The sequence below is a fragment of the Paraburkholderia sp. J12 genome, from assembly GCF_905220215.1.
In the GTDB taxonomy this organism is placed as follows: Bacteria; Pseudomonadota; Gammaproteobacteria; order Burkholderiales; family Burkholderiaceae; genus Paraburkholderia.
Window position 1 is genome coordinate 457762 of record NZ_CAJMZC010000003.1, and the last position, 23620, is coordinate 481381.

Annotated in this window: 20 protein-coding genes and 2 pseudogenes; 7 read left to right on the forward strand and 15 right to left on the reverse strand. The window is 66.0% G+C overall.

All coding sequences use genetic code 11. The annotated features are described in order from the left end of the window. The first annotated feature begins 200 nt into the window (after positions 1-200). Positions 201-548: an HdeA/HdeB family chaperone gene (locus U5760_RS10840; protein ID WP_322011645.1), complete on the forward strand. Its 348-nt coding sequence runs from the start codon at positions 201-203 to the stop codon at positions 546-548. 199 nt (positions 549-747) lie between these two features. Here the strand turns inward: U5760_RS10840 and U5760_RS10845 are convergent, their stop codons facing one another. From U5760_RS10845 to U5760_RS10900, 12 genes are all read right to left on the reverse strand, one after another. Continuing rightward, on the reverse strand, positions 748-2136 hold the full coding sequence (locus U5760_RS10845) for an MFS transporter (protein ID WP_322011646.1): 1389 nt from the start codon (positions 2134-2136) through the stop codon (positions 748-750). A gap of 79 nt (positions 2137-2215) precedes the next feature. Continuing rightward, positions 2216-3904 (reverse strand): alpha-keto acid decarboxylase family protein, encoded by a 1689-nt coding sequence (locus U5760_RS10850; protein ID WP_322011647.1) that lies wholly within the window; start codon positions 3902-3904, stop codon positions 2216-2218. 17 nt (positions 3905-3921) lie between these two features. Next, complete coding sequence (locus U5760_RS10855) at positions 3922-5997, reverse strand: DUF4387 family protein (protein WP_322011648.1); 2076 nt, start codon at positions 5995-5997, stop codon at positions 3922-3924. A gap of 135 nt (positions 5998-6132) precedes the next feature. Further along, positions 6133-7059 carry a LysR substrate-binding domain-containing protein gene (locus U5760_RS10860; RefSeq protein ID WP_322011649.1) on the reverse strand — a complete coding sequence of 309 codons (927 nt, stop codon included), beginning with the start codon at positions 7057-7059 and terminating at the stop codon, positions 6133-6135. 204 nt (positions 7060-7263) lie between these two features. Next, entirely contained in the window at positions 7264-7752 is a 489-nt protein-coding gene (locus U5760_RS10865) for an acyl-CoA thioesterase (RefSeq protein WP_322011651.1), read from the reverse strand. A 114-nt stretch (positions 7753-7866) separates the two neighbouring features. Then, complete coding sequence (locus tag U5760_RS10870) at positions 7867-8580, reverse strand: phosphorylase (protein ID WP_322011653.1); 714 nt, start codon at positions 8578-8580, stop codon at positions 7867-7869. A 2-nt stretch (positions 8581-8582) separates the two neighbouring features. Continuing rightward, positions 8583-10616, reverse strand: a complete 2034-nt coding sequence (gene shc, locus U5760_RS10875) for a squalene--hopene cyclase (RefSeq protein ID WP_322011655.1) — start codon at positions 10614-10616, stop codon at positions 8583-8585. Beyond that, positions 10613-11884, reverse strand: a complete 1272-nt coding sequence (gene hpnE, locus U5760_RS10880; protein WP_322011657.1) for a hydroxysqualene dehydroxylase HpnE — start codon at positions 11882-11884, stop codon at positions 10613-10615. Before hpnE ends, shc begins: the two co-directional genes overlap by 4 nt. Next, entirely contained in the window at positions 11884-12735 is an 852-nt protein-coding gene (gene hpnD, locus U5760_RS10885; protein WP_322011658.1) for a presqualene diphosphate synthase HpnD, read from the reverse strand. The genes hpnE and hpnD overlap by 1 nt, the downstream gene beginning before the upstream one ends. Positions 12736-13086: 351 nt before the next feature. Beyond that, on the reverse strand, positions 13087-14031 hold the full coding sequence (locus U5760_RS10890) for a diguanylate cyclase (RefSeq protein ID WP_322011660.1): 945 nt from the start codon (positions 14029-14031) through the stop codon (positions 13087-13089). Beyond that, positions 14028-14651 carry a chemotaxis protein CheC gene (locus U5760_RS10895; RefSeq protein ID WP_322011661.1) on the reverse strand — a complete coding sequence of 208 codons (624 nt, stop codon included), beginning with the start codon at positions 14649-14651 and terminating at the stop codon, positions 14028-14030. Before U5760_RS10895 ends, U5760_RS10890 begins: the two co-directional genes overlap by 4 nt. Then, the gene (locus U5760_RS10900; RefSeq protein ID WP_322011662.1) at positions 14644-15012 is read right to left on the reverse strand and encodes a response regulator; all 369 of its coding nucleotides are present in this window, start codon (positions 15010-15012) and stop codon (positions 14644-14646) included. The genes U5760_RS10895 and U5760_RS10900 overlap by 8 nt, the downstream gene beginning before the upstream one ends. 256 nt (positions 15013-15268) lie before the next feature. Here U5760_RS10900 and U5760_RS10905 point away from each other — a divergent pair, with 256 nt between their 5' ends. The 3 genes from U5760_RS10905 to U5760_RS10915 all read left to right on the forward strand — a co-directional run bounded on the left by U5760_RS10905 (position 15269) and on the right by U5760_RS10915 (position 18714). Further along, positions 15269-15553, forward strand: coding sequence for a hypothetical protein (locus U5760_RS10905; RefSeq protein WP_322011664.1), 285 nt, complete (start codon positions 15269-15271; stop codon positions 15551-15553). A 47-nt stretch (positions 15554-15600) separates the two neighbouring features. Further along, positions 15601-17880, forward strand: coding sequence for a hybrid sensor histidine kinase/response regulator (locus tag U5760_RS10910; protein WP_322011666.1), 2280 nt, complete (start codon positions 15601-15603; stop codon positions 17878-17880). Positions 17881-18021: 141 nt separating this feature from the next. Then, on the forward strand, positions 18022-18714 hold the full coding sequence (locus U5760_RS10915; protein WP_322011668.1) for a hypothetical protein: 693 nt from the start codon (positions 18022-18024) through the stop codon (positions 18712-18714). A 3-nt stretch (positions 18715-18717) separates the two neighbouring features. Here U5760_RS10915 and U5760_RS10920 read toward each other — a convergent pair whose 3' ends face one another. The 3 genes from U5760_RS10920 to arsC form a co-directional block, all read right to left on the reverse strand. Next, positions 18718-19272: an NAD(P)H-dependent oxidoreductase gene (locus tag U5760_RS10920; RefSeq protein ID WP_322011669.1), complete on the reverse strand. Its 555-nt coding sequence runs from the start codon at positions 19270-19272 to the stop codon at positions 18718-18720. 294 nt (positions 19273-19566) lie between these two features. Beyond that, the gene (locus U5760_RS10925; protein WP_322011670.1) at positions 19567-20943 is read right to left on the reverse strand and encodes a gluconate:H+ symporter; all 1377 of its coding nucleotides are present in this window, start codon (positions 20941-20943) and stop codon (positions 19567-19569) included. Positions 20944-21010: 67 nt separating this feature from the next. Next, on the reverse strand, positions 21011-21379 hold the full coding sequence (gene arsC / locus U5760_RS10930; protein WP_322011671.1) for an arsenate reductase (glutaredoxin): 369 nt from the start codon (positions 21377-21379) through the stop codon (positions 21011-21013). A gap of 469 nt (positions 21380-21848) precedes the next feature. On the opposite strand from arsC, the gene parA reads away from it, so the two are divergent. The 3 genes and pseudogenes from parA to U5760_RS10940 all read left to right on the forward strand — a co-directional run. Beyond that, positions 21849-22511 carry a ParA family partition ATPase gene (gene parA / locus U5760_RS10935; RefSeq protein WP_028226940.1) on the forward strand — a complete coding sequence of 221 codons (663 nt, stop codon included), beginning with the start codon at positions 21849-21851 and terminating at the stop codon, positions 22509-22511. A gap of 24 nt (positions 22512-22535) precedes the next feature. Next, positions 22536-22650 (forward strand): annotated as a pseudogene (locus tag U5760_RS31645) (chromosome partitioning protein ParB); the annotation flags it as partial. A gap of 92 nt (positions 22651-22742) precedes the next feature. Then, positions 22743-23603, forward strand: a pseudogene (locus U5760_RS10940) (ParB/RepB/Spo0J family partition protein); the annotation flags it as partial. Positions 23604-23620 lie beyond the last annotated feature (17 nt).

Below are 23620 nucleotides of genomic sequence, written 5' to 3' on the forward strand. Positions count from 1 at the left end.
CACGACGCACCGCCTCGTAGATCCGCACATTTAGCGCAAAGTTAGCAATGCGAATCGTCAACTGCCCACACGATCTGGCTGGGCGTGACGACATCATTCTCAGCTAACTCTGGGTCTTTACGATAAGAACCCACAACGCACCCGCAAGGTTCCGTTGCTTCCATTCCCTGTTCCACTCACCGACTTTCAGGAGAACTGAAATGAAACGCCTTACCGCTGCTGCCCTCGTTACCGCCATTGTTGCCGGCCTCTGTGTTTCCCCACTCGCGCTCGCGGACACCACTCAACCCGGCCCGGCCGTTTCGCCCGCAAAGATGACCTGCTCCGACTTCCTCGCCGTGGACGACGCCTACAAGCCGGCGCTCGTCTACTGGGTCTCGGGCGTCGACAAGCTCGGCGTGAGCGAGACCGTGACGACGGTCGTGGATGTCGGAACGCCGGTGGCCGCCGTCGTCGGCGAATGCCAGAAGACACCCCACGCAACCCTGGCAAGCAAGGTGCGCGACCTCTACAAGAGCGGCCGCCTCGCGCTGTTCCAGCATAACTAGGCTGCGGGTACGCCCGTTTTCTCAGGAGCGCTCATGAAGCTCGACGATGAGCAGAAAAACGCCCTGATCCAGACCTCGAAGCAAACGCCAACTCCATCAAAGCGATGGCGTTTCCGATACGCGATATTCCGCCGTCGATAACGCGTATGGGTCGCTTCGAGTTCGAGTGGTGCTTATACCGGGCCGGCTGGCCCGGGACTTAATGGTCGGGCTTTGGCGCGGCATCGCTGCCAATCGCGTCGCCAGCCCCGCCGATATCCTCTAGCGGACGCGACAGGGTCTCCACATTCACCACGAGCACGGCCCCGATCAGGAGAACCAGCAGTCCGCATACGATCATCAGAACGCCGGTCAATCCCGCGTTGCGGTAGGCCACCACTGCCGCGAATGGCATCGCGATCGACGCGGCCCTTCCGCACAGGCTGCAAAAACCCGTGCCACGAAGCCTGATGGCGGTCGGAAACAGTTCCGGCACGTAGGTGTAGACACCCAACGCGACCAACGCATAAATGGCGGTCACGAGCGCAAATCCGACGATCAGAATGACCGCATTGCTCTCGAGTGTCGGATATATCGTGCCTAGTACGACGATCGAGACGCTCGTCGCCACAAGCGACTGCTTTCGGGGCACGCGGTCGGCAATCCAGAACGCGACAACGCCGCCCAGGGGCGCACCCAACGATATCGCCATTGAAAATCCCAGCGATTCGACGACGGAAAGCCCTTCCTTGACCATGAAGGTCGGCAGCCACAAGATGAAGTTGAAGACCGCGGCAAGCGTCGAGATGGCAATCAGCGCCCCCAGTATCGTGCGGGGCAGCAGGGTAGACGCGAACAGTGCCGAAACGGGCACTCGCGCGGGCGATGCCCGTTCGACGCCTGCGACCGGCGGCAGCGCCCCGCGCTCCTTTTGCACTGTGGCCTCGATGGCAGCGAGCGCCTGCTCGGCCTCTTCCTTGCGCCCCACGGATTCGAGCCAGCGCGGCGACTCCGGCATGCCCTTTCGGGCCACCCAGACGGCCAGCGCGCCCAGCCCCGCAATGGCGAACATCCAGCGCCAGCCGAACGCCGGGATCACGAAATAGCCGACCACCGTCGACGCGAGAAACCCGCTGTTGATAATGATCGCGAGCAATGCCATCGATCGCCCGCGATGCGACGGCGGAATGAATTCAAGTAGCGCACCCGACGCCACCACGACCTCGGCGCCCAGTCCAATTCCCATCATGAAACGCAGTACGGTCAGCGTTTCAATGGAAGGCGCGAACACAGCCCCGAGGGACGCCAGGCCGAATATCAGCAGATTGAACTGATACGAATACCGACGCCCAAAACGATCCCCGACGAGGCCCGCAATCAGGGCGCCGAACAACATGCCGGCAAAGCCCGCGGACAGAAACCCCGCATTGGCGTCGATTGTGGAAAATGCCTCGTCGACCATTTTGGCCATCGCGCCACCAGCGAGGTAGACATCGAAAGCATCCACGAACACGCCCGCGCCAATCAGGCAAAGCAATCTTCTGTGAAAGCCGCTGATGGGAAGCCGGTCGAGTCGCGGACCGGCATTCACGGTAGGTACGATGCTCATCGTGTGTCCTGTGTGCCGATCGAGCGTCCAGAACCATAGTAGGCGGATGGATCGGCGAATCGACCTTGGCGCGAACCGGCTATCGCCCCTGCCGCGCTGCAACCTGGTTCGCGACCCCTGCCGCACGGGCCAGTTCGCGCAGCAACGGCGGCACGTCGAGTTGCGGCACGACGGCCTCGATCAGCGTCAGCCGGTCGGGGAGCCGGTCGGCGTCCCGCAGCGCATTGCGCAGTTGCCCGACAGTCGACACGCGCGCGCTGAAGCTGTCACGCCCCTTGCCGAGCGCGCCCGGCAACGCGGTCCAGTCCCAGTGCGCGATATCGTTGTAGGCAGCTTCCGGCCCATGAATCGCGCGCTCCACCGTATAGCCGCCATTGTTGATCACGAGAACGAGCGCATTCACGTGCTGCCGGATCAAGGTGCCGAGTTCGGCGATCGTGAGCTGCGCAGACCCGTCGCCAATGACGAGGACGGGACGGCGTTGCGGCGCAGCGAGGGCAGCGCCCAGAAGCGCAGGCAGCGTGTAGCCGATCGACGCCCAAAGCGGTTGCCCGATGAAGAGCACGTTTTCCGGAAAACGGTGCGCCCCGAGGCCGTAAAACGACGTGCCTTGTTCGGCGATCACCAGATCGCCAGGACGCAGCGACTCGCTCACGACGCTCCATAGCGTTTCCTGAGAGAGCGGATCGTGCCCGGCCGCCTCGGGCGCGGCGCACGCCGGCACGTGACGGGCCTCGCGCGCGGCAAAGGGGCCACGTCGTGCACAAATCGTGCGCAGCACGTCAAGCGCGTCCGCCAGCTCGATCGGGCCGTAGGCTTCGCCCGCGACGCTCGACGAATGCGGTCCGACGTCGATCAATCGCTCGACGCGCAGATGCTGCGTGAAAAAACCGCTCGTCAGGTCGGTGAACCGCACGCCGGCCTGAATCAGCACATCCGATTCCTCGATCGCTTCCCGTACCGAAGGCGCGCTCGCCGCGCCGTTGTATATGCCCACGTACGCGGGATGTGCCTCGTTCACCACACGTCGCCCCCACAGCAGGGTCGCATGCGGTATGTTGCCCGCGTCGATCAGGGCGTGCAGCCTGTCTTCCGCTCCCAGCCTGTGAACCAGCACGTCGGCCAGCAGCGCCGCCGTGGATGCCTTGTCCAGCAATCCTCCGGCGGCATCGGCGAAGCGGCTCAACGCGCGGGCATCCGTCATTCTGGCGGCGCCCGCGAGCGGACCCGCGGGCCGGCTCGCCTGAACCTCCGTCAAGTCGGCAGGCAGCAACAGATAACCGGGACGACGATGCGCGAGAACGCTGTGCAGGACGCGATCGATCTCGGCACACGCGTTGTTTGCGTCGAGCGTGGCATGCGCACAGACCACCTCTTGCGTCATTCGCGCGAAGACGCCGAAATCGCCGGTGCCGAGACTATGGTGGGTTCGCGCATGGGCGGCTTGCGCCGCGCCGGACGGCGCCCCGACAATGTGAACAACGGGCACGTGTTCCGCGTAGCTGCCGGCGATCGCGTTGATCGCACTCAATTCGCCGACGCCGAACGTGGTGCACAGCGCGCCGATACCGCGCACGCGCGCATAGCCGTCCGCCGCGTAGCCCGCGCCGAGTTCGTTAGCACAACCAACCCATTCGATGCGCGGGTTCCGCTCGATATGGTCGAGCATGGCCAGGGTGAAGTCGCCCGGCACACCGAAGATCCGGTCGGCGCCAAGCCAGGAAAGACGGTCGAGAAGATAGTCGACTACGGTATAGATAGGGGACATGCGGATTCTCCGTCGCTTCACGCCGTCTGCTGCACGCTGTCGGCATACATCGGAACGACCATGCGCTCCAGCAGGGATTGCTGCTGGGCACCGAACACATCGCGCTCGTCGAGCGATCCCGAAATGATCGGCCGCTCCACGCTGATCTTGATCGCGTTGCAATGGTCGACGAAATAGGCGCCCACTACGGACGCGGGTTCGTAGCCGAGTTCCTCGGCCACGTTGCGCGCGCAGAACAGGTTCGATCGCAGCGCCGCTTCGTACGCCTCCCGCGACGAGAACAGCACGTCGAACGTCAGGCGGTTGATGCCCGCATCCTTGCTCCGAATCACGCGGGCGATGTCGAGCAGGCGCTGGCTGCCGGCGGGTCTGCCGGACGGCACGACGTCTTCGATCACCGAAAGCGTCCGGTCGTCGAGGTTGTTCGTGCCCGCCGGTTCGCCGATGTCGAAATAGTCGGCCCGGCGTTCTTCGACGTGGACCCACTTGCGGCCGTTCGCAAGGTAGCAATGCACGGGAAAGAGCCGGTTGCGGATCACCTCTTCGTTCTGCAGCAAATGGAAAAGCGTCCATTCGTACGCGTCGGACGCGTCGAGGTCGACGAGCGAGTCCGTGCCGATCGAGGCAATCGATGCCAGACGCGCGATTTCCGCGCGATGTCGACGCTCGAGTGCATCGGCATTTGTGTCTACCGTGCGCAGCAACGCGACAGGACATTCGGCGTGCGCTTCGACGAATTCATAGTCGGCCTCGGCGAGCGCATCGGGAAATTCGTGGCGCACGAGATCGATGACGCCGCAACGGATCGACGGATAGTTCGCGATGAACACCGGGTCCCGCGTGGCGCTCGGCACAATCGCACCGTAATGGCCGTCGGCGTAACGGAAGCTCACCAGATTCGGCGACAGCGGATACGCGATATTGCCCGCCGTCGACTCGCGGCCAGGATAGCCGTAGTGGACCAGGTAGTGGGTCAGCAAACTCGCTAGCTTGTCGGCGGCCTCGGCCGTGCGCGCCCGTGTCTGAACGATGATGCCGAGCTCCTCCTCCCCGGCCGCGACGGGCCTCTCCTGCACGCCATTGCGGCCGTAGACCAGCACGTCGTCGGGAATCGCGTGCAGATCGGCGGCATTCAGATGGATCAGCGACACCTTGCGCATGCCGACGCGGCGCGCGCCTTCGAGTTTGATGCTCAACGGCCAGGGCTTGCCGGTGCGGTAGAAGCGGCTCTTGCGAATCCCCGCGGCGCGCTCGCTGACGGCAAAGAACTCGGTGTCCTTCATGGCCAGCACGCCTTCGGGATAGAACTGCAACTGCGGATGCGTTTCTTCGTAGAGCGAATGTGCGGCAATCGAATAGGGGGTGCAGCGACGGTTCTTGTCCGGTGCGATGAAAACCGCGCTGCCATCGTCGTAGACTTCCGCCACGAGGCAATCGGACGGCGACCCGGGATCGCACGCGAGCGCGCCGCATTCGAGCACATGACCCACGTGATACGCGAGCCCCGGCGCAATGCCGCGCCGGATCATGTCCGCGGCAAAGAGCGCCACATCGCAGGAACGGCCCGCAAAGATGTACTTCGCGCCGCTCTCCAGCGCGGCAAGCAGCGGGTGAATGCCCATTTGCCCGACAATCGTGCTTTGGCGCAACGCCGCTTCGTCGAGCGCCGGACCCGCGCCGACCGGGCGCAACGCGCCGGCCCGCAATTCGTCTATCGCGATCGCCGGATCGAGATCCGACGGGATCACGGCAACCTTCGCATCGCGGACGTCGAGTTCCTCGAACACTTCTTTCGCGACCTCCAGCATCCATTCGAGATTGCGGCTGCCGCCCGCCATGCCGCAACTGCCGAGAATCACGGGTCCGTCGATACGCTTGCCGGCCTCGACCATGTTTCGGAAATCGTTTAGTACCGCTTCACGTTCGAAATACTGCTTGCCGGTGCCGAGATAATACGGCCCCGCATCCATCGAACCCGCATCCGAGATGACCGCGTCAATCCGGCCGGCCATGGCCTGTTGCAACGATTCCCGCGGAAATCCATAGCCCAGCGCACCGCACGCGGACACCACCCGATAGATCAGCTTCGCCATTCAATCTCTCCCGCAACGCATCGGACAACGACATGTCGCCCTTCTGATGTCACGGTCTTGAGTCTGCGCGAATTCGATCCTCGGGAAAAATACTGTCTCGCGATACGGCCATAAGCGGCGGCGATGGCCCGGAAATCAGCTCTCGATCAGCTCGGCGCCGGGGATGGGATGTTCCTGCAGAAATCTCGCCACGAAGGCGGCCATGAAGTCGCGGACCGCTTCACCCGCGGCGGTCAGCGGCGTGTCTCCGGATGAAACCAGCGAAGCCGTGAGGGAAAGCGGCGGCTCTATCGCAAGTGCGACGAATTCGCCGTTGCTCGGAAGCTGGTCGGTCCGCCCGAGCGGCAGGATGGTGTCGCCAACGCCCGCTTGAACGGCGGTCAGCACGCCCGTAATCAGGTCGAGCTCGGCTGCGACATGCGGCTCGATGCCGGCCCGCTTCAGTGCGCGGTCGACCGCAGCGCGCGTGACGTTGGGGGAATAAGGAAGAACGAGGGGAATATCGGCGAGTTCGGCCACGGTGATGCTCGAACGGGCGATGGCGCCGTTTGCACGACGCACGAGGAAGAGCCGTTGATGAAAAAGCGGCATGCGCACGCACGAATCGACGGGGTCGTCCTCGAAAAGGAGGATGAGGTCGTGCGTATGCTCACGCAGACTTGCCGCCAGCCGGGCGCTGCCCACCGCAGCGAGCTGCAGCCGCACCATGGGCAGGACCGCGGCACACGCGGCGATCATCGGACCGCCCATGATCGCCGCGAGCGTGGAGGACATGCCGACGCGCACATTGCCTTCAACCGCGTCGCCCTGATTGCGCACGATCTCGGGCAGGCGATCGACTCGCCGCAGAATCGCGCGGGCTTCGGCGTACAGCCGCTCGCCCGCCGCAGTCGCGCGAACGCCGCGCGCGCTCCGTTGCAGCAGCGTCACGCCGAACGCCTCTTCGAGCTCCGCGATCTGCTGACTCAACGCCGGCTGGGCGATATGCGCGAGCTGGGCGGCGCGCGATATGCTCCCGGCGTCCACGATCGTCACGAAATTGCGCAACTGCTTAAAATTCATGCCGCTCTCCTGCAAGGTGGAATCGCGCGCATTGCACAAGACTGCGACGGCCATGCAAGCTTACCGCATGATAACGTCGGACTCCGAAGCGGCCTGGCTTGCCCAATCCCGCGGCCGCGCCGCCGTTTCGCGAAAACAAAAAACCCCCGGCAAACACCTGTCTGCCGGGGGTTTTGCTTTCAGCCTTCGCGAGCGGCGACGGCGTTAATGCACCGCGTCCTGTTCGAGTTCCTCGTGCTCCTCGCGCTTCTTGCCCGGGCCGACCGCTTCGATCGCGTCCGCCGCCGTCTGCACACCCTGGCGATAACGCTCGTAGGCCTCATCGGCGTAGCGGATACGCTCGCGGCCGTGCGGCGCCGGCTTGCCGTCTTCGCCCAGGTTCACGAACACCATCTTTTCGATCGTCAGGATGCTCTTGCGCGTGATCTTGTTGCGCACTTCGCAGCGCAGCGTGATCGACGAGCGGCCGAAGTCCGTAGCCGTCATGCCCAGTTCGATGATGTCGCCCTGGCGCGCCGAGCTCACGAAGTTGATTTCGGAGATGAACTTGGTCACGACACGCTGGTTGTCGAGCTGGCAGATGGCATAGATCGCGGCTTCTTCGTCGATCCAGCGCAGGAGGCTGCCGCCGAACAGCGTGCCGTTCGGGTTCAGGTCTTCAGGCTTGACCCACTTGCGAGTGTGAAAATTCATGGCTGCCATTCCCTTCGAATGTGATCTGTCCCCGGACCAGAATGCGGACCAAGGGTTAACACCTAGATATTACCAGAGATAAGGGTTTTCCCTAGTTTTTCAATATCCAGGGGATCACACGGGAAAAAGCGCGCGGGAGGTCACCAGCACACGCCGGGCAGTGGCGAGCGTCTGGCGTGCGGCCTTCGCGTCGGCGGCGACGCGCAGCAGGCCGCCCAGCTGGGAGGGATCGCGAGCCAGCTCGCGCAGGACCGGCAGCACCGCCGTGGAGCCGTCGTCGCGCAGGCCGGCCATCGCGGCCTTCGGCAGGCTGCGCCAGGCCGGATCGACAATCGCGCGGCACACCGCGAACGGCAGGCCGCGCGCAGCGGCCGCCGCCGCGGCCAGATGCGATTCCATGTCGACGGCAAGCGCGCCGCCCGTCGATTGATGCAGCGCCGCCTTGCCGTCCGCGCCCGTCACTGGCGCCGCGACCGCGGCTTCCACGCCGCGCCGCACGCGAGCGGCGAGCGGCGAGTCCGCCAGCGCGCGGGCGAGCCGCTCGGCCCATGTGGCGTCGGTGGCGATGCGGCCGAACGGGCCGTCCACGGCATCGGCAATCACGAGCGTGCCCGGTTCCAGGTCCGGCGCCAGGCCGCCCGCCGTGCCGAAACTGATGACGCCCGAGGCGCCGCGCTCGAGCGCCGCCGTCAGCGCGCGCTCGAGCAGATCGGCGCGCGCCGCATAGACGGCGCTCACGCCGTCACGCCCGTCGCCTTGCGCGATGGCCGCTTCGAATGCCATGCCCGCGACCGCGATCACGGGCCGCGCGGACGCCGTTCCGGTCATCGTCACATCCCGACCGTGACGAGCGTCGTGCCGCTGCGCTTGAGGCTGCGGTAACGCGCGAGCGCCCACAGCGGGAAGAACTTGCGATAGCCGTGATAGCGCAGATAGAACACGCGCGGAAAGCCCGTGGCCGTGAAGCGCGTTTCGTCCCAGAGGCCGTGTTCGCGCTGGGTGTCCTGCAGCCAGGCGATGCCGCGCGCAACGGCCGGATGATTCACCTCGCCGGCCGCCATCAGGCCGAGCAGCGCCCAGGCCGTCTGCGAGGCTGTGCTCGCCGCGCGCTCGTAGCCGCGGTAGTCGAGCTTGTAGCTCGTGCCGTCTTCGCCCCAGCCGCCGTCCTCGTTCTGGATCTGCACGAGCCAGTTCACGGCGCGCTTCATGCGCGGATCGTCATGCGCGAGACCGGCCGCGTTCAGCGCGCACAGCGCCGTCCATGTGCCGTAGATATAGTTCATGCCCCAGCGGCCGTACCAGCTGCCGTCGGCTTCCTGATCTTCGAGGATGTAGTGATAGGCAAGGCGCGCCGGCTCGCTCGCGGCCGGCAGCTCGCCGAGCTGCGCGAGCATCGAGAGGCAGCGGCCCGAGACGTCGACCGTCGGCGGATCGAGCAGGGCGCCGTGATCCGAGAACGGAATGTTGTTCAGGTAATACTGCGTGTTCTCGGGCTCGAACGCGCCCCAGCCGCCGTTGCTGCTCTGCATGCCCACCACCCATTCGCGCGCGCGGGCAATGGGTTCGTCGTAGGACTTCGTCTTGTCGAGCACGTCCACGCGATGCATCGCCATCGCGACGACGGCGGTGTCGTCCACGTCGGGGTAGTGCGGATTTGCGTACTGGAACGCCCAGCCGCCCGGGCGGATGTCGGGGCGGCGCGAGATCCAGTCGCCGCGCACGTCGAGAATCTGCAGCGGGCGCAGCCATTCGAGGCCGCGGCGCGCGGCTTCCTCGGCGCGCGGCTCGCCCGTTTCGAGCAGGGCATGTGCGGCGAGCGAGGTGTCCCAGACCGGCGAGAGGCAGGGCTGGCAGTAGGCCTCGTCGTCGTGGATCACCAGCAGCTTTTCGACCGACTGGCGGGCAGTCGCGCGATGCGGGTGATCGGCGGGATAGCCCAGCACGTCGTACATCATCACCGAGTTCGCCATGGCCGGGAAAATCGCGCCGAGGCCATCCTCGCCGTTCAGGCGTTCGTCGACGAACGCCACGGCGGCATCGATCGCGCGCTGGCGCAGATAGTTCGGGAACAGCGGATCGGTCACGCGCAGCACGCCGTCCACGGCGCGGAAGAAGCCGAACCAGCCCTTGCTCTGATGGCCGGCGCGCTTGTTCAGGCCGGTGGAAACCGGTGCGCCGTGGAACAGCTCATCGATGCGCACGCCGCGCGGATTCTTCGCGACCGGCCGCTTCGCGTTCAGCACGAGCAGCGGCACGATCACGGTGCGCGCCCAGTACGAGACCTTCGAGAGATGGAACGGGAACCACTTGGGCAGCAGCATGATCTCGACCGGCATCATCGGCACTGCGTACCACGTCACCACGCCGAACAGCGCCAGCAGGATGCGCGTGAAGACGTTCACGGCCTCCGCGCCGCCCGCGGCCAGGATCGCCTCGCGCGCACGGACCATGTGCTCGGCGTCTTCCGCGTCGCCGATCATCTTCAGCGCGAAATAGGCCTTCACGCTCGCGCTCACGTCCATCGCGCCGTCCGTGAAGAGCGGCCAGCCGCCGCCCGGCAGCTGGATGCGGCGCAGGTAGCGCGCGATCTTCTGTTCGAGTTCGAGGTTCGGCGTCTCGCCGAGGTAATGCACCAGCAGCACGTATTCGGCCGGGATCGTGGCGTCGGCTTCGAGTTCGTAGACCCAGTGGCCGTCGGCTTGCTGATGGGCGAGCAGCGCGTCGGTCGCGCGCGTGATCGAGGCGTCCAGCGCGTCGGCGGGCGCGGCAGGCGTGGCGGCCAGCGGCGCGGTCGCCGGATCGGCAGCGGTGGCGAGGCCGCTCGCGAGGTCGTCGGTCGGCATGACTTGGGAGAGGTCGTTCATCGGTGTTCCATATGTTCTGTCAGCAGCAGATCCGCGGCCTTGCGGCCGGAGCGGATCGCGCCTTCGATCGTCGCGGGCAGACCGGTAGCCGTCCAGTCGCCTGCGAGCATCAGGTTGTTCCAGCGGGTGCGCGTCGCGGGCCGGCGCAGCTCCTCTTCGGGCACGGCAGCGAAGGTCGCGCGCGGTTCGGCCACGATCTGCCAGCGCGGCATCGGATCCACGGGCAGCGTCGCCGCCGCGGCCACGTCCGCCCAGACCTTGCGCGCCAGGGTTTCGGCGGGCAGGTCGAGCACGGCGTGTGCGTCGTGAATCGTCGTCGAGATGCGGCCATGCGAGACCACCAGCCAGTCGGCCGTGCCGTGCACGAAGGCCAGGGGCGCCGCGAGCGCCGGCGGCGGTTCCACCGCGAAATGCACGTTGACGATCGCGGTGTAGCGCCGCGGCGTCTGGATCGCGGGCACGAGCGCCGCTGCGGCCTCGGGCGGCACGGCCAGCACGGCTGCCTCGCCCTCGCCCAGCGTCACGCGGCCCGCGGCGAAATCGAGTGCGGCGACGCGGGCCGCCGCGTCGTCGTACACGATCTCCTTGAGCGGCGCATCGAGCCGGATCGCCGCGCCGCCGTGCTGCAGCATGCGCAGCGCCGGATCGACGAACGCGCTCGAAAGGCCACTCCTCGCGAAGAGCGGCCGGAAAGCCTCGCCGCCGGCCGCGAGCGTTTCGCGCAGCAGAGTCGCCGCCAGTTCGGCGCTCGCCACGCGCGGCTCGATGTTGAGCCCCGCAAGAAAGAACGGGCGCAGCAGCCGGTCCCACAGCGTGCCGTCGCAGCGCATGCTCTGCGCGAGCGTGCGGCCGGGCTTGGCGAACAGCAGCGGCAGCAGCGCCAGATAGTCGGCCGTCCGGGTGCCGGGCACGCGTGCATTCGCGTCGCCGATCCAGAACGGCACGCGCCCGCGCGAAAAGCGCACAGCCCAGCGGGCACGGGCCGCGACGTCCATGAACGCGAAATCCTGCTGCGCGGAGCCGACCAGTTCGTCGGCCGCGCCGATCGCCCGCGTGTATTCGACGATCGCCGTATGGCCGGCCAGCATCAGGTGATTGCCGCTGTCGAGCGTCGCCCCGAGCGTGCGGTCGTAAAACGACCGGCACCGTCCACCCGCCTGCGAGGCCGCCTCGTACAGCGCGACCTGCACGCCGCGCCGCTGCAGCCGCACCGCCGTCGCGAGCCCCGCGAGGCCCGCGCCGATCACGTGGACGAGCCTTGGGGGCATCAGAACAACGCGTAGCGCGCGACGATCCACATCAGCCGCGCGCGCGGCTTGCTGATTTTCGTGCGCGGCAGATCGAAGCCACGATCCAGCGTGCGTTCGAGCAGCACGCGATACACCCCCGACATGATGCGCGGCGCCTTCACCTGCGCGCGCGGCACGCCGTCCATGATCGCGTCGGCGCGCGCGAAATGCGCCTTCGCGCGCTCGGCGAGCGTGGCGCACACGCGCGGCAGCGACGGGTCGGCCGCGATCTCGTGCGGATCCGACGCCGCAATGCCCTCGCGCGCGAGCAGCTCGCGCGGCAGGTAGCAGCGGTTGATGTCCGCGTCCTCGTCGAGGTCGCGCAGGATGTTCGTGAGCTGCAGCGCGCGGCCCAGGTGGTGCGCCAGCGCGATGCCGGGAGCCTCAGCCATCCCGAATATCCTCACCGACAGGCGGCCCGCCGCGCTCGCCACGCGGTCGCAGTAGAGATCGAGCGTGTCCTCGTCGGGCGCGCAGATGTCCACGGCTGCGTCCATGGCCATGCCGTCGATCATCGCGTGGAAGTCCTCGCGACGCAGACCGAACGTGTGGATCTGGCGCGTGAGCGCCGCCAGCGCCGTGGGCGGCGTGCCGGCGTAGCAGGCGTCGATGTCGGCGCGCCAGCGATCGAGGCCGGCCGCGCGCTGGGCGCGGGGCAGGTCGCTGTCCGCGATGTCGTCGACGGCGCGGCAGAACGCGTACACCTGATACATGGCGTCGCGCTGCGCCGCCGGCAGGATGCGCATCGCCAGATAAAACGAGCTGCCCGACGAGGCGGCGGCAGCGTCGGTTTGTTGTGTATCGTCCACGACGAGGTTGGAAACGGCCAAGACGATCTCCGCAGGGGCGCCCGCACACGGGGCTTTTCAGATATTCGGGCCCGCGGGCGGCGGGTCGCCCGCGCGCGCGGACAGGCCGCGGACACACCGCGGACACGCTGAATGCAGCCGGCCGCGGGACGTCTTGCAGGATGTCACGCGCGGCCGGAAACGGGCAAAAGTATATCAATCTTTGCCTGGCACCGCAGTCGGAGCCCCCCGCCAGCGCGTGCCGGTAGGCGCCGTAGCCTGAGTTTCGATGGTTAAAGCGCGGAGAAAAGGCGCAAAAGCGGCAAGTCCGATCCCGTGGGCCGCGGCCCGCCTCGGGCGACCCTGTGCGACCCTACGCGGCCCGATACAACCTCAGGCGAGCGCCACGGAGCGGTTGCGCCCCTGGCGCTTCGCGCGATACAGGGCCGCATCGGCCTCGCTGACGATACCCTCGTAGCCAGGCGCGCCGGGCCGCGCAGTGGCGGCGCCCACGCTCGCCGTCACCGGCACGACCACGCCCTGCACCTCGACCGGCGCGTCGCCGATCGTCTTGCGGATCTTCTCGGCCACCCGCATGGCGTCGCCGATGGGCGTGCAAGGCAGGAGCAGCGCGAATTCTTCCCCGCCGAAGCGGCCGAACACGTCTTCCTTGCGCACCACGTTCGCGACCCGCTGCGCCATCACGCGCAGCACGGTATCGCCGGCAACGTGGCCGAACTGGTCGTTAATTTTCTTGAAGTGGTCGAGATCGAACAGCAACACCGACAATTCGCCGCCATAGCGCTGCCAGCGCGAAAACTCCTCGGCAAGGCGCGTCTCGAAATAGCGCCGGTTGGCGATGCCGGTCAGCCCGTCGCGGTCGGCGTAATCGCGCAGCTTCGCCACGGCCTCCTCGCGCTCGCGCTGCACGACGCTCACGTGCGTCACGTCGGAGATCGTCACGCATACCGCGATCACCTCGCGCTCGCGCGTGAGCGGCATGAAGGTGCAGTCCTGCTGCATGTAGTCCACGCCGCCCGTAATCGGCCGGTCGTGGTCGAACTTGAAGAGGTAGGGGCGCTGCTCCCACGAACTGAACGCGAAGCTGCCGAGCTGGAACACGCTTTCGATCTTGCGCGTGAGCCACGCGCGCGGCAGTTCGGGGAAGGTTTCGAAGATGGAGCGGCCGATCACCTCCTCGGCGGCCCGGCGGCTGTGGTCCTGCATGAAGCGGTTCCAGCTCAGGACCTTCATCTCCCGGTCCAGCACGAAAATGCCGAAACCGACCCGCTCGACCACGAGATCCGACAACGACGGCAAGCCAGCGTGTGCGTTCATAAGCTATGCAGCAAAGTGTCGATCGCCCGGCTCACGTGGTGGATGGATTCCTCGGCCATCAGCATGACGAGGTGCGCGCGGAAGCGATGGTCTTCCAGCGCGAAGTTCACTTCGACGAGCAGGGCGAGGTCCCAGGCGAGCAGCCCCGGCTGGAACACTTCGTCGAGCGTGACCCGCTCGCCCAGCAGGCCCGGCGCCGTGAAGTCCGGCAGCCGCCCGAGCTGGTCGAGCATCGACGACACGCACGCGCCCGTCAGCACGTTCGCGACGTCGAAAATCAGTTCTTCTTCGGTGAGCGCCTCGCTGGCCGATTCCGCGTAGGAGCCGCCGATCAGCGCGCCGAGTTCGGCGATTTCGCCGCTGCGGCAGATCACGAGCGCCTCGCCCTTGATTTCGGAGCGAAAGCCCTGGCGCACGGCCGTCACCGGGCCGTCGATGCCGGTCATCTCGCGCAGCGCCAGCGCCGCCTCGCGCACCGCGACCACCCGCACCCGCGGCACCGAAAGCTCGATGAACGCATCGAGCAGCCCCGACAGCCGCGTGGCCGCCTGACCCATGCCGAGATTGGCGATTTCCTGGAGCGCGTCGCGCTGCAATTCCGTGAAGACTCGATCAGGCATACAACCCGTACTCCTTGAGGATGGGTAGCAGCGCCTTCTGGGTGACCGGCTTCGCGACGAACGCCGCCGCTCCGAGCGCGCGCACGCGTTCCTGCGCGAGCGGCTGGATATCGGCGGACACCACGATCACGAAGGAATTCAGATCCTCTTGCTGCAAAGCCTCGAGGACCTGAAAACCCGTCATGTCGGGCATCGTGAGGTCGAGAAACATGACCTCCGCACGGCCGGCGCGATAGAGCGCCAGCGCCTCATGTCCGTTCGACGCGTACGAAATCTCGACGTCCCAATCCTCGGGGAGTGCCTTCGTGAGCACCTTCCGGGCAAGCAGCGAATCGTCGGCGATCACGATGGGCAAGGACATGAGTATGCTAATTGAGTGTGCGTTAGACGGAATGCATTGTGACGGTTTAACGGCGGCGCGAACGCTTTCTTTAGGCGCGACGTTGCAAGAGGGGGCCGGGCAGCAGGCGGAAGCCGGGCTGAACACGTGGAGGCAAGCCCCGCGCGGCGCATCTGGCGGCCGTTTCGATCCTGTCCGGCATGAGAAAACCACCCCGTACGACACCGTGCGCAAAACCGCACGATGAACGGCGCCCAATTTAGAGCACCTTAATGGCGTGAGCGAGATTCTCGATTCAATTGAAGTGAAATGCAACTCGCCGATAAAGATTAATCGAACAGAATTAACTCCATTTTCCCGATTCCTTGCAAATAAACGATCCTTCCCCGAAATAAAGACCGACGATTATGCTTTTGTGTACGTTTGCGCTTCGCGGATTTTCGCGAATTCGGCCAAGCAGGAGAAAATCTCTCCAGACCGCTGCCGCGAGCGAGGCGATGCCGTCTGCTGCCGCCGCGCCGGGTCCGGCGTAGCGTCAGTGCGCGGGCGCGCTCGTTTATGATGTCGTGAGCTTTTGTTGTCTGCCTGACCCATCCAGCCCTCCCGAAGATGACCCCTGACCGGCCCGCGCGGCCCGACGATCGCACCGCCACGCCGCACCGCAGCGACGACCCGCCGTTTCCGGCCGCGCCCGGACACGACTTCACGGTGCGCCGCCGCACGCTGATCGCGCTGCTGCTCGCCGCGATCGTGCTGCCGTGCGTGTACGTTGCCGCGATGGCCTACAACGACCTGCGCGCACGCGAGGCCGACGCCACCGACACCACGCTGCGCACCGTGCGCGTGGCGGAGGAGCACGCCCTGAAGGTGTTCGACCTGAACGAGGCGCTCGATGCGCGGGTGGTGGAACTCGTGGAAGGTCTCGACGACGACGGCATCCGCGCCAACGAAACCGAGATCCACGAAAAGCTCGACGCCATCGGCGGCGGTTATCCGCAGGTAGCGTCCGTGTCGATCTTCGGCCGCGACGGCGATCTGCTCGCGAGCAGCCGCTTTTCGCCGCCGCCGCCCGTCTCGATCGCCGCGCGCGAGGACTTCACCGGCATTCGCGACGGCCGGGCGGTCGACCACGTTTCGCGCGTGATGTTCGGCCAGGTGAGCCACGAGACCGTCTTCAACATGGGCGTCGCGCGCAACGACGACGCGGGCGCTTTCGCGGGGATCGTCTCCGTCGCGCTGCGGCCCGGCTATTTCAAGGACTTCTATCGCGACCTGCTGGGCGCCGGATCGCCCATGGACATGGGCCTCGTGCGCAGCGACGGCTCGATTCTCGCCTTCTATCCGACGCCGCACGCCAGCGCCGCGACCACCATCACGCCGGGCTCGCCGCTCGCCGCCGCACTCGCGCGCGGCACGGAAGCCGGCGTCGTGCGCATGCACTCGCAGCTCGTGGACGACGACGTGATCCTCGCCTACCGGCGCGTGGGCTCGTATCCCGTGTACGTGTCGTGCGGCTACCGCGCGCAGGCGATCTGGGCCGCCTGGTGGCGGCATCTGAGCGTGCTGGTCGCCTCGATGTTCATCCCCTCCATCGCGCTCTGGTGCGTGATCTGGCTCTCGCTGCGGCGCCTCGCAGCCGAAGAGGAAGCCTGGGAGCGCTGGCAGGCCGAAGCCTCGATGCGGCGCTCGATCGAATCCGCCTACCGGCAGGCGCGCAAGATGGAGGCGCTCGGCAACCTCGTCGGCAGCGTCGCGCACGACTTCAACAACCTGCTGATGATCGTCTCCGCGAACGTCCAGATCGCGCGGCGCCGCGGCGCGCCCGGGCTCGACCGCGAGCTCTCGGCGGTCGAGCGGGCGCTCAAGAGCGGACAGTCGCTCACGCGCCAGTTGCTCGGCGTCGCGCGCAAGCAGCCGTTGCGCAACGAGACCATCCACGTGGGCCGCTGGCTGCCGGCGTGCCGCGAACTGCTGCGCGCGTCGCTCGGCGCAAAGGTATCGCTCGTGCTGGATGTGGACGAAGACGTCTGGCCCGTGCTCGTCGATGTCGCCGAGTTCGAGCTCGCGCTCATCAACCTCGCCGTGAACGCGCGCGACGCCATGCCCAACGGCGGCCGCTTCACGGTGCGCGCGCGCAATATCGCCTTCCGGCCCGGCGAGGGCTTCCCGCTCGACGGCGACTTCGTGCAGATCACGCTTGAAGACACCGGCGGCGGCATGCCGCCCGAAGTGCTCGCGCGCGCCTTCGAGCCGCTCTACACGACCAAGCCGAAAGGCATGGGCACGGGCCTCGGCCTGCCGCAGGTGTTCGCGTTCTGCGAGCGCTCGGGCGGGCTCGCCGCCATCGACAGCGCAATCGGTGCGGGCACCTCGGTGCACCTGTATCTGCCGCGAGCGCTCCACGCGCCTGCGGCGCCGCGCCCGCCCGAACCGCGCCCCGACGAGGCAAGTCCGCGCGCGGGGCTAAACGTGCTGCTCGTGGAAGACAACGACGAAGTGGCGGCCGGCACCGAGGCGCTTCTCCAGATGATGGGCCACCACGTGACCTGCGCCAACGATGCGGCGAGCGCGCTGCGTCTCGTGGAAGCGGCGCAGGCCGGCGAGGAGGCTAAAGGGGGCAACGCAGACGCGCAGCACTTCGACCTCGTCATTTCGGACATCCACATGCCGGGCGAACTGAACGGCATCGACCTCGCGGAAGCCCTGCAGGCCATCGCGCCCGCCATGCCGATCATCCTCGTGACCGGCTACGCGGAGGAACTCGAGCGCGCGCGCCATGCCGACGTGCGGGTGCTCTCCAAGCCGTTCGATATCGCCCTGCTCGAAAAGATGCTGGAGAAGATCCAGCGCGCGCAGCCGGCCCGCCAGGCGCGCGACGCGGCGCTGTAAAGGCGGCGGCCCGGGACGGCCGGGCAGCGCAATAACCGAAGGACGCGGCACGAAGATTGCGGCGTCCGACTGCGCGCGGTGCGCCGTTGAGGCGCATCATGTGAGGCGAATGTTGCACGTCACATCATCGAGGAGGGCGCCATGAAACAAACCGTGACCGGCCGATTCAAGACCTGGGACGACGCGCGGCACGCGCAGGACGCGCTAATGCTCATGGGCTTCGCCGCCGGCGATATCGAGTTGCCGGCGCAGACGCAAGGCGTGCTCGCCGGGCTCGAAAGGCTCGTGGCGAGTTTCTTTGCCGCCGATCCGCTCGCGGGCGGCACGGGGAGCGGGCCGGCCGAGGCGTCGCCGCTCGCACCGGGCGATACGGTCCTGCTGGCCGTTCACGTCATGGACGACGCGCGCGCCGAACTGGCGCGCGCCACCTTCGTCGAAGCCCGCGCGATCGACGTCACGAATCGCGGCGATCCGTGGAACTGGGCGACCCGCGACAATGCCACGACGCGCGAGCATTCGGCCATCGACGAACTGGGGCTTGCCGACCTCGCCACGGCCGTCAGGCGGCGTGCGGCGGCCTCATCGGCGACGACGGGTGCTACACGCGAAGCTCCTGCGCCCACGGCCACGACAGCGGAATCCAGCCAGCGGCACCGGTCCGACGTCGTGGCCTCGGCCAGCGCGCCGGGCGCGGGTGCCGTCATGAGTCGTGGCGTCGAAGTCCCTGCCGCACCGGAAGCGACACAACCGGCGAAGGGTGCCGCGCCGCAGATCCCCGACGAGTTCCTCGAATACGAAGACGACACGCCCGCCCATCACCGGACGCTGCACTGACCCTCAGCGGCCGAGCTGGAGCTTGACCCAGTCGACGTAGCGATCGACGAAGGCCTGCAGGAACTTGCGGGTATCGTCGTTGACGATCTCGCCTTTCTCGTTGATCCGGCTCGCATCGTGCTTGATGAACATCTCGGGCTGGCCGAGCGTCGCGACGTCGAGATACGCCAGGATGTTGCGCAGATGCTGCTGCGCGAGTGCCGTGCCGATCACGCCCAGCGACGTGCCGAGCACCGCGCCCGGCTTGCCGCTCCACGAATTCTTGCCCCACGGGCGCGAACCCCAGTCGATCGCATTCTTCAGCACGCCCGGCACGGACCGGTTGTACTCGGGCGTGACGAAAAGCAGCGCGTCCGCCGCCTCGATCTGCTGCTTGAGCGTGCGCGCGGCTTCGGGGAAATCGGCGTCGTAGTCCTGGCTGTAGAGCGGCAACGAGCCGATATCGAGAAACTCGAACGAGAAATCGGCCGGCGCCAGCGAGGTGACGGCGTGCGCCAGCTGACGGTTGAACGAGTCCTTGCGCAGACTGCCGACCACGACCGCGATTCGATAAGCCATCTCAGTACCTCCGGTTGTGCGCGCGAAGCGCGGTGGAAGAAGGCTTCATCATAGGCGCGAGGCCGATCCGCTGGTCGCCGGATGGCCGCCCTGTGGATAACCTCGCCGCGACGAGATTTATCCACAATTTCCGTGGAAAACCTTGTGGACAACGTGGCTACAGAGCCCATAGCACCGGGGGTCGCGTGGGATTGCCGGTAAAAACCGCAACTGCTCAAATGTTGGGCGAAACTGACCCCCAATGCGTATCCGGCAGCCTTGCGGTAGCCGGACACGCCTGCCGGTCAACCGAAATCAGCCGAGCACATTCCACAGCACGAGCGTAAGCACCAGTCCGACGACGGAGACGATCGTCTGCAGGATCGACCAGACGTACACGGTCTGCTTGAGTTGCAGGCCGAAGTACTCGCGCACCATCCAGAAGCCTGCGTCGTTAACCTGGCAGAAAAACACCGAGCCGGCACCGATCGCAAGCGCCATCAGCGAGTTGTGCGTCACGCTCAGACCCGCGACGACAGGTGCGACGATGCCGGCGGTCGCCGTAGTCGCGACCGTCGCCGATCCCGTGGCCTGGCGCAACGCGACGGCGATGAGCCAGGCGAGCAGGAGCAGCGGCAGATGCGCGCCCACGGCGATCTTGCCGATTGTCGTGCTGATGCCGGCGAGCACGAGCGCCTGCTTGAGGCCGCCGCCCGCGCCGATGGTGAGGAGCAGCCCCGCGATAGGCGGCAGGCTTTTGCGCAGGATGCCGCCGACCCGCTCGCGCGGCATGCCGCGCGACCAGCCGAGCGCGACGATGGCGAAGAGGACGGTGAGGCCCAGCGCGATCAGCGGCTCGCCAAGAAAATCGAGCACTTCGAAAGCGAGCGTATGCGGCACGAGCATCAGCTTCGCGACGGTGCGGCCCAGCATGAGGAGGGCCGGCAACAGAATCGTGAACAGCGAGACGCCGAAACTGGGCGCCGCGAGTTGCGAATCGTGGCTTGAAAAGAGTTTGCCGAGATCCTCGGGTTCTTCGACATGCATGCGCTTCGACAGCCACGAACCGTAGAGCGGCCCGGCGAGCACGACAGCCGGCAGCGCGACCACGAGGCCGAGGCCGATCGTGATGCCGAGATCGGCGTGCAGCGCGCTCACGGCGATCAGCGGACCCGGGTGCGGTGGCAGGAGCGCGTGCAGTGTGGTCATGCCGGCGAGGGCGGGAATGGCGATGCGCAGGATCGGCTGCTTCGAGCGGCGTGCCATCACGAAGATGATCGGCACCATCATGACGAGACCGACCTCGAAGAACAGCGGCAGGCCGATGATCACGGCGACGAGCGCCATCATCCACGGCAACGTACGCGGCGTGGAGTGATCGAGGAGCGTGCTCACGAGCCGGTCGGCCGCGCCGGACTCGGCCATCAGCGCACCCAGCATGGCGCCGAGCGCGATGATGATCCCCACGTCGCCGAGCAAGGCGCCGGCGCCCTTGCTGAAGGCTCCCGCAATCGCGTCGAGCGGCAGTCCCGCGGAGAAGCCCGCCGCGAACGTGCCGACCAGGATGGACAGAAAGGGCGCGAGCTTCAGGACGCTGATGAGGACGACGATCAGCGCGAGGCCGAGCACGCACGACAGGATGAGGCGCGTGTCGTGGAACGACCAGGCCGACAGGGTGTTGAGGGATTCCACAGGGTTCTTCTCTTGGGTTGTCGTTCGGATGGTGACAAACGTGGCGCGCGGGCTGGCCGCGCGCGGCTCAGGATACCGGGTCGAAGAGCGCGGCGATGTTCTCGGGAGGACGGCCGATCACCGCGCGCGCGTTGCGCACCACGATGGGCCGCTGCAACAGGATGGGGTGCTGCGCAATTGCTTCGTAGAGCTGATCATCTGAGAGATCGCTGCGTTCGAGGCCGAGCTCGGCGTATTCGGTCTCCCCGGTGCGGATCATGTCGCGTACGGAGCCGCCCAGCATGGCGTGCAGCGATCGCAGTTGCTCGATGGTGGGCGGGGTCTTCAGATATTCGATGACCTCGACCGGTTCGTTGGCCTGGTTCCAGGTCGAGGCGACTAATTCGCAGGCGCCACGCGATTTGGAGCAGCGGGGGTTGTGGTAGATCGTGATCATGTCGTCGGTGCAGGTCGTGAAGGGCGGGCTGATCGGAGGTGGAGGCCGCGAGTCTGGCGGTTGTACGGTCTGTTGGCTGCGGGGCATTTTAGCCGGGGAAGGCGACAGTTCGAAGCCGGCCTCACAAGCAGTGGGTTTGTTCGCACGCGGTGCGATCGGGAAGATGGCGGCCCTGTCGATACGGTTCACAGGCTCATGTTTATCGGGCGGACATTTCGGCTTGAAGCGACGGACTTTATGCGCATAAAGGCGAGGCGGGTCGCTGTGATGCAGGACGATGCTGCTGGCCGTTTCCCCCAGATTCGATGCCCATACGACGCCCCCCAGCCCGTCCCAGCGACCCTGCGCAACCTTTATGCGCATAAACCTGGCCGAACGGCCAATTCGTCACTTCAATACGACGAAAATCGTTGAATTGAAATTCATTCCAGGTAGAATCTCAAGCAATTCGCAATAAGGAGAAAACCAATTGGCGGCAGAGATAATCGCAGTCACGCAGCAGAAGGGCGGGGTCGGCAAGAGCACGATCGCGATGCATCTCGGCGCTGCATTCCATGAGAAGGGCAAGCGCGTGCTCGTGGTGGATGCAGACGGCCAAAATACGCTGGTCCATTGGGCCAGTGCTTCGGGAGACGAAGAAGCGGGGATCCCGTTTCCCGTGGTTAATCTCTCAGAGGCCGGTGGCCAGATCCACCGGGAGATCAAGAAGTTCATCGGCGACTACGACATCATCGTCGTGGACTGCCCGCCGTCAATCACCGAGAAGGTATCGGGTGTCGTGCTACTCGCAGCGTCGGTCGCGGTGGTACCTACGTCGTCTTCCCCGGCCGATTACTGGTCGAGTGTAGGCCTCGTCAAGCTGATCCAGCAGGCCCAGGTCATGAACGAAGACCTGCGCGCGGTCTTCCTGCTCAACAAGACCGAGGAGAAACGCATGCTGACGCGCGAACTCAAGCGCGCACTGGAAGAACTCGGCTTCCCGCTGCTCCGGACGCAAATTCCCACTCGCGAAGCGTACAAGCAGGCCATGGCGCTCGGCCAGACGGTTCTGCAAATGAACGATCGTGGCGCACGACTCGCCGCGACTGAAGTGCGCGCCGTTGCCGACGAAATCGCGGCGATGCTCCCCTGACTTTATGCGCATAAAGGACGCTGAATGAAACCCTCCCAATTTGCCAAAGGCTTTCAGGCGCGGCCTGACACTACCAGCAGCGAAAAGCGTACGGCACTCGATCGGCTCAATGCGATCGACGGGCTCGTTGAGGACAAACCGGCAGCGGCGCGGCCCGTGACCGGCCGCTCGAGCCAGCCGGCCGTCGAAACACGGGTTCCGGCAGAGCCCCCGGTCGAGCCGGTCGAAAACGAATCCGCGGCCTATCGCGCGTGGCGTGTCGAGCATGCGTATCGGCCCGGCCAGATCATCGAATTGCCGCTCAAGGCCATCAAGCCTAGCCCCTTCAATCCCCGTCACTTCTATCTGAAGTCGTCGATTGCCGAACTCGCCGTCAATCTCGCGAAGCAAGGACAGCAGCAAGCCATCCACGTCATTCCCGACTACGCGACGCCGGGCAGCTACTACGTGAGCGACGGCGGACGACGCGTCCGGGCACTGAAGGAAGCGAACAAGGAAACGGTGAAGGCGATCGTCGTCGATCTGCCCATCGGCATCCAAAGCTACAAACTCGGCTACGACCTCAACGTTCAGCGCGACTCGCAGACCGTTTTCGATAACGCCGTGGTGTGGAAGCGTTTCATCGAAGAGAAGTTCTTCCAGAGCCAGCGTGAACTGGCCGATCATCTGGGACTCGATGAATCGACGGTGGCCGTAGCGCTCTCCATCGGGAAGCTTCCGGAAGCCGTCATGCAGGAGATGGTCGCCCGGCCCGACCGGTTCGGCTCGAACATGGCATATCAGGTGGGCCGCTATCACGGCGCGCGCGGCACCGAAGCCACGCTGCGGCTCATCAACCGGATTCTCGCCGACGACCTGAGCACCCGCCAGGTTGCCGACATCGTCAAGGGTCGGTCGAGCGCGCAGGAAAGCCCGAAGCCGGCCGGGCGGCAGCGTTACGCGCAACGCCTCGAGATCAAGCTCGACGGGGTCGCTGTCGGCGACCTGAAATCCTATGGCGACGATCGGATCGAGTTGCGCCTGAAAGGTCTCTCGAAGGACCGGCGCGACGAAATCCTGCATCAGATCGAACAGATCCTGCAGGCCAAATAGATCGTTTGGGAAAAACT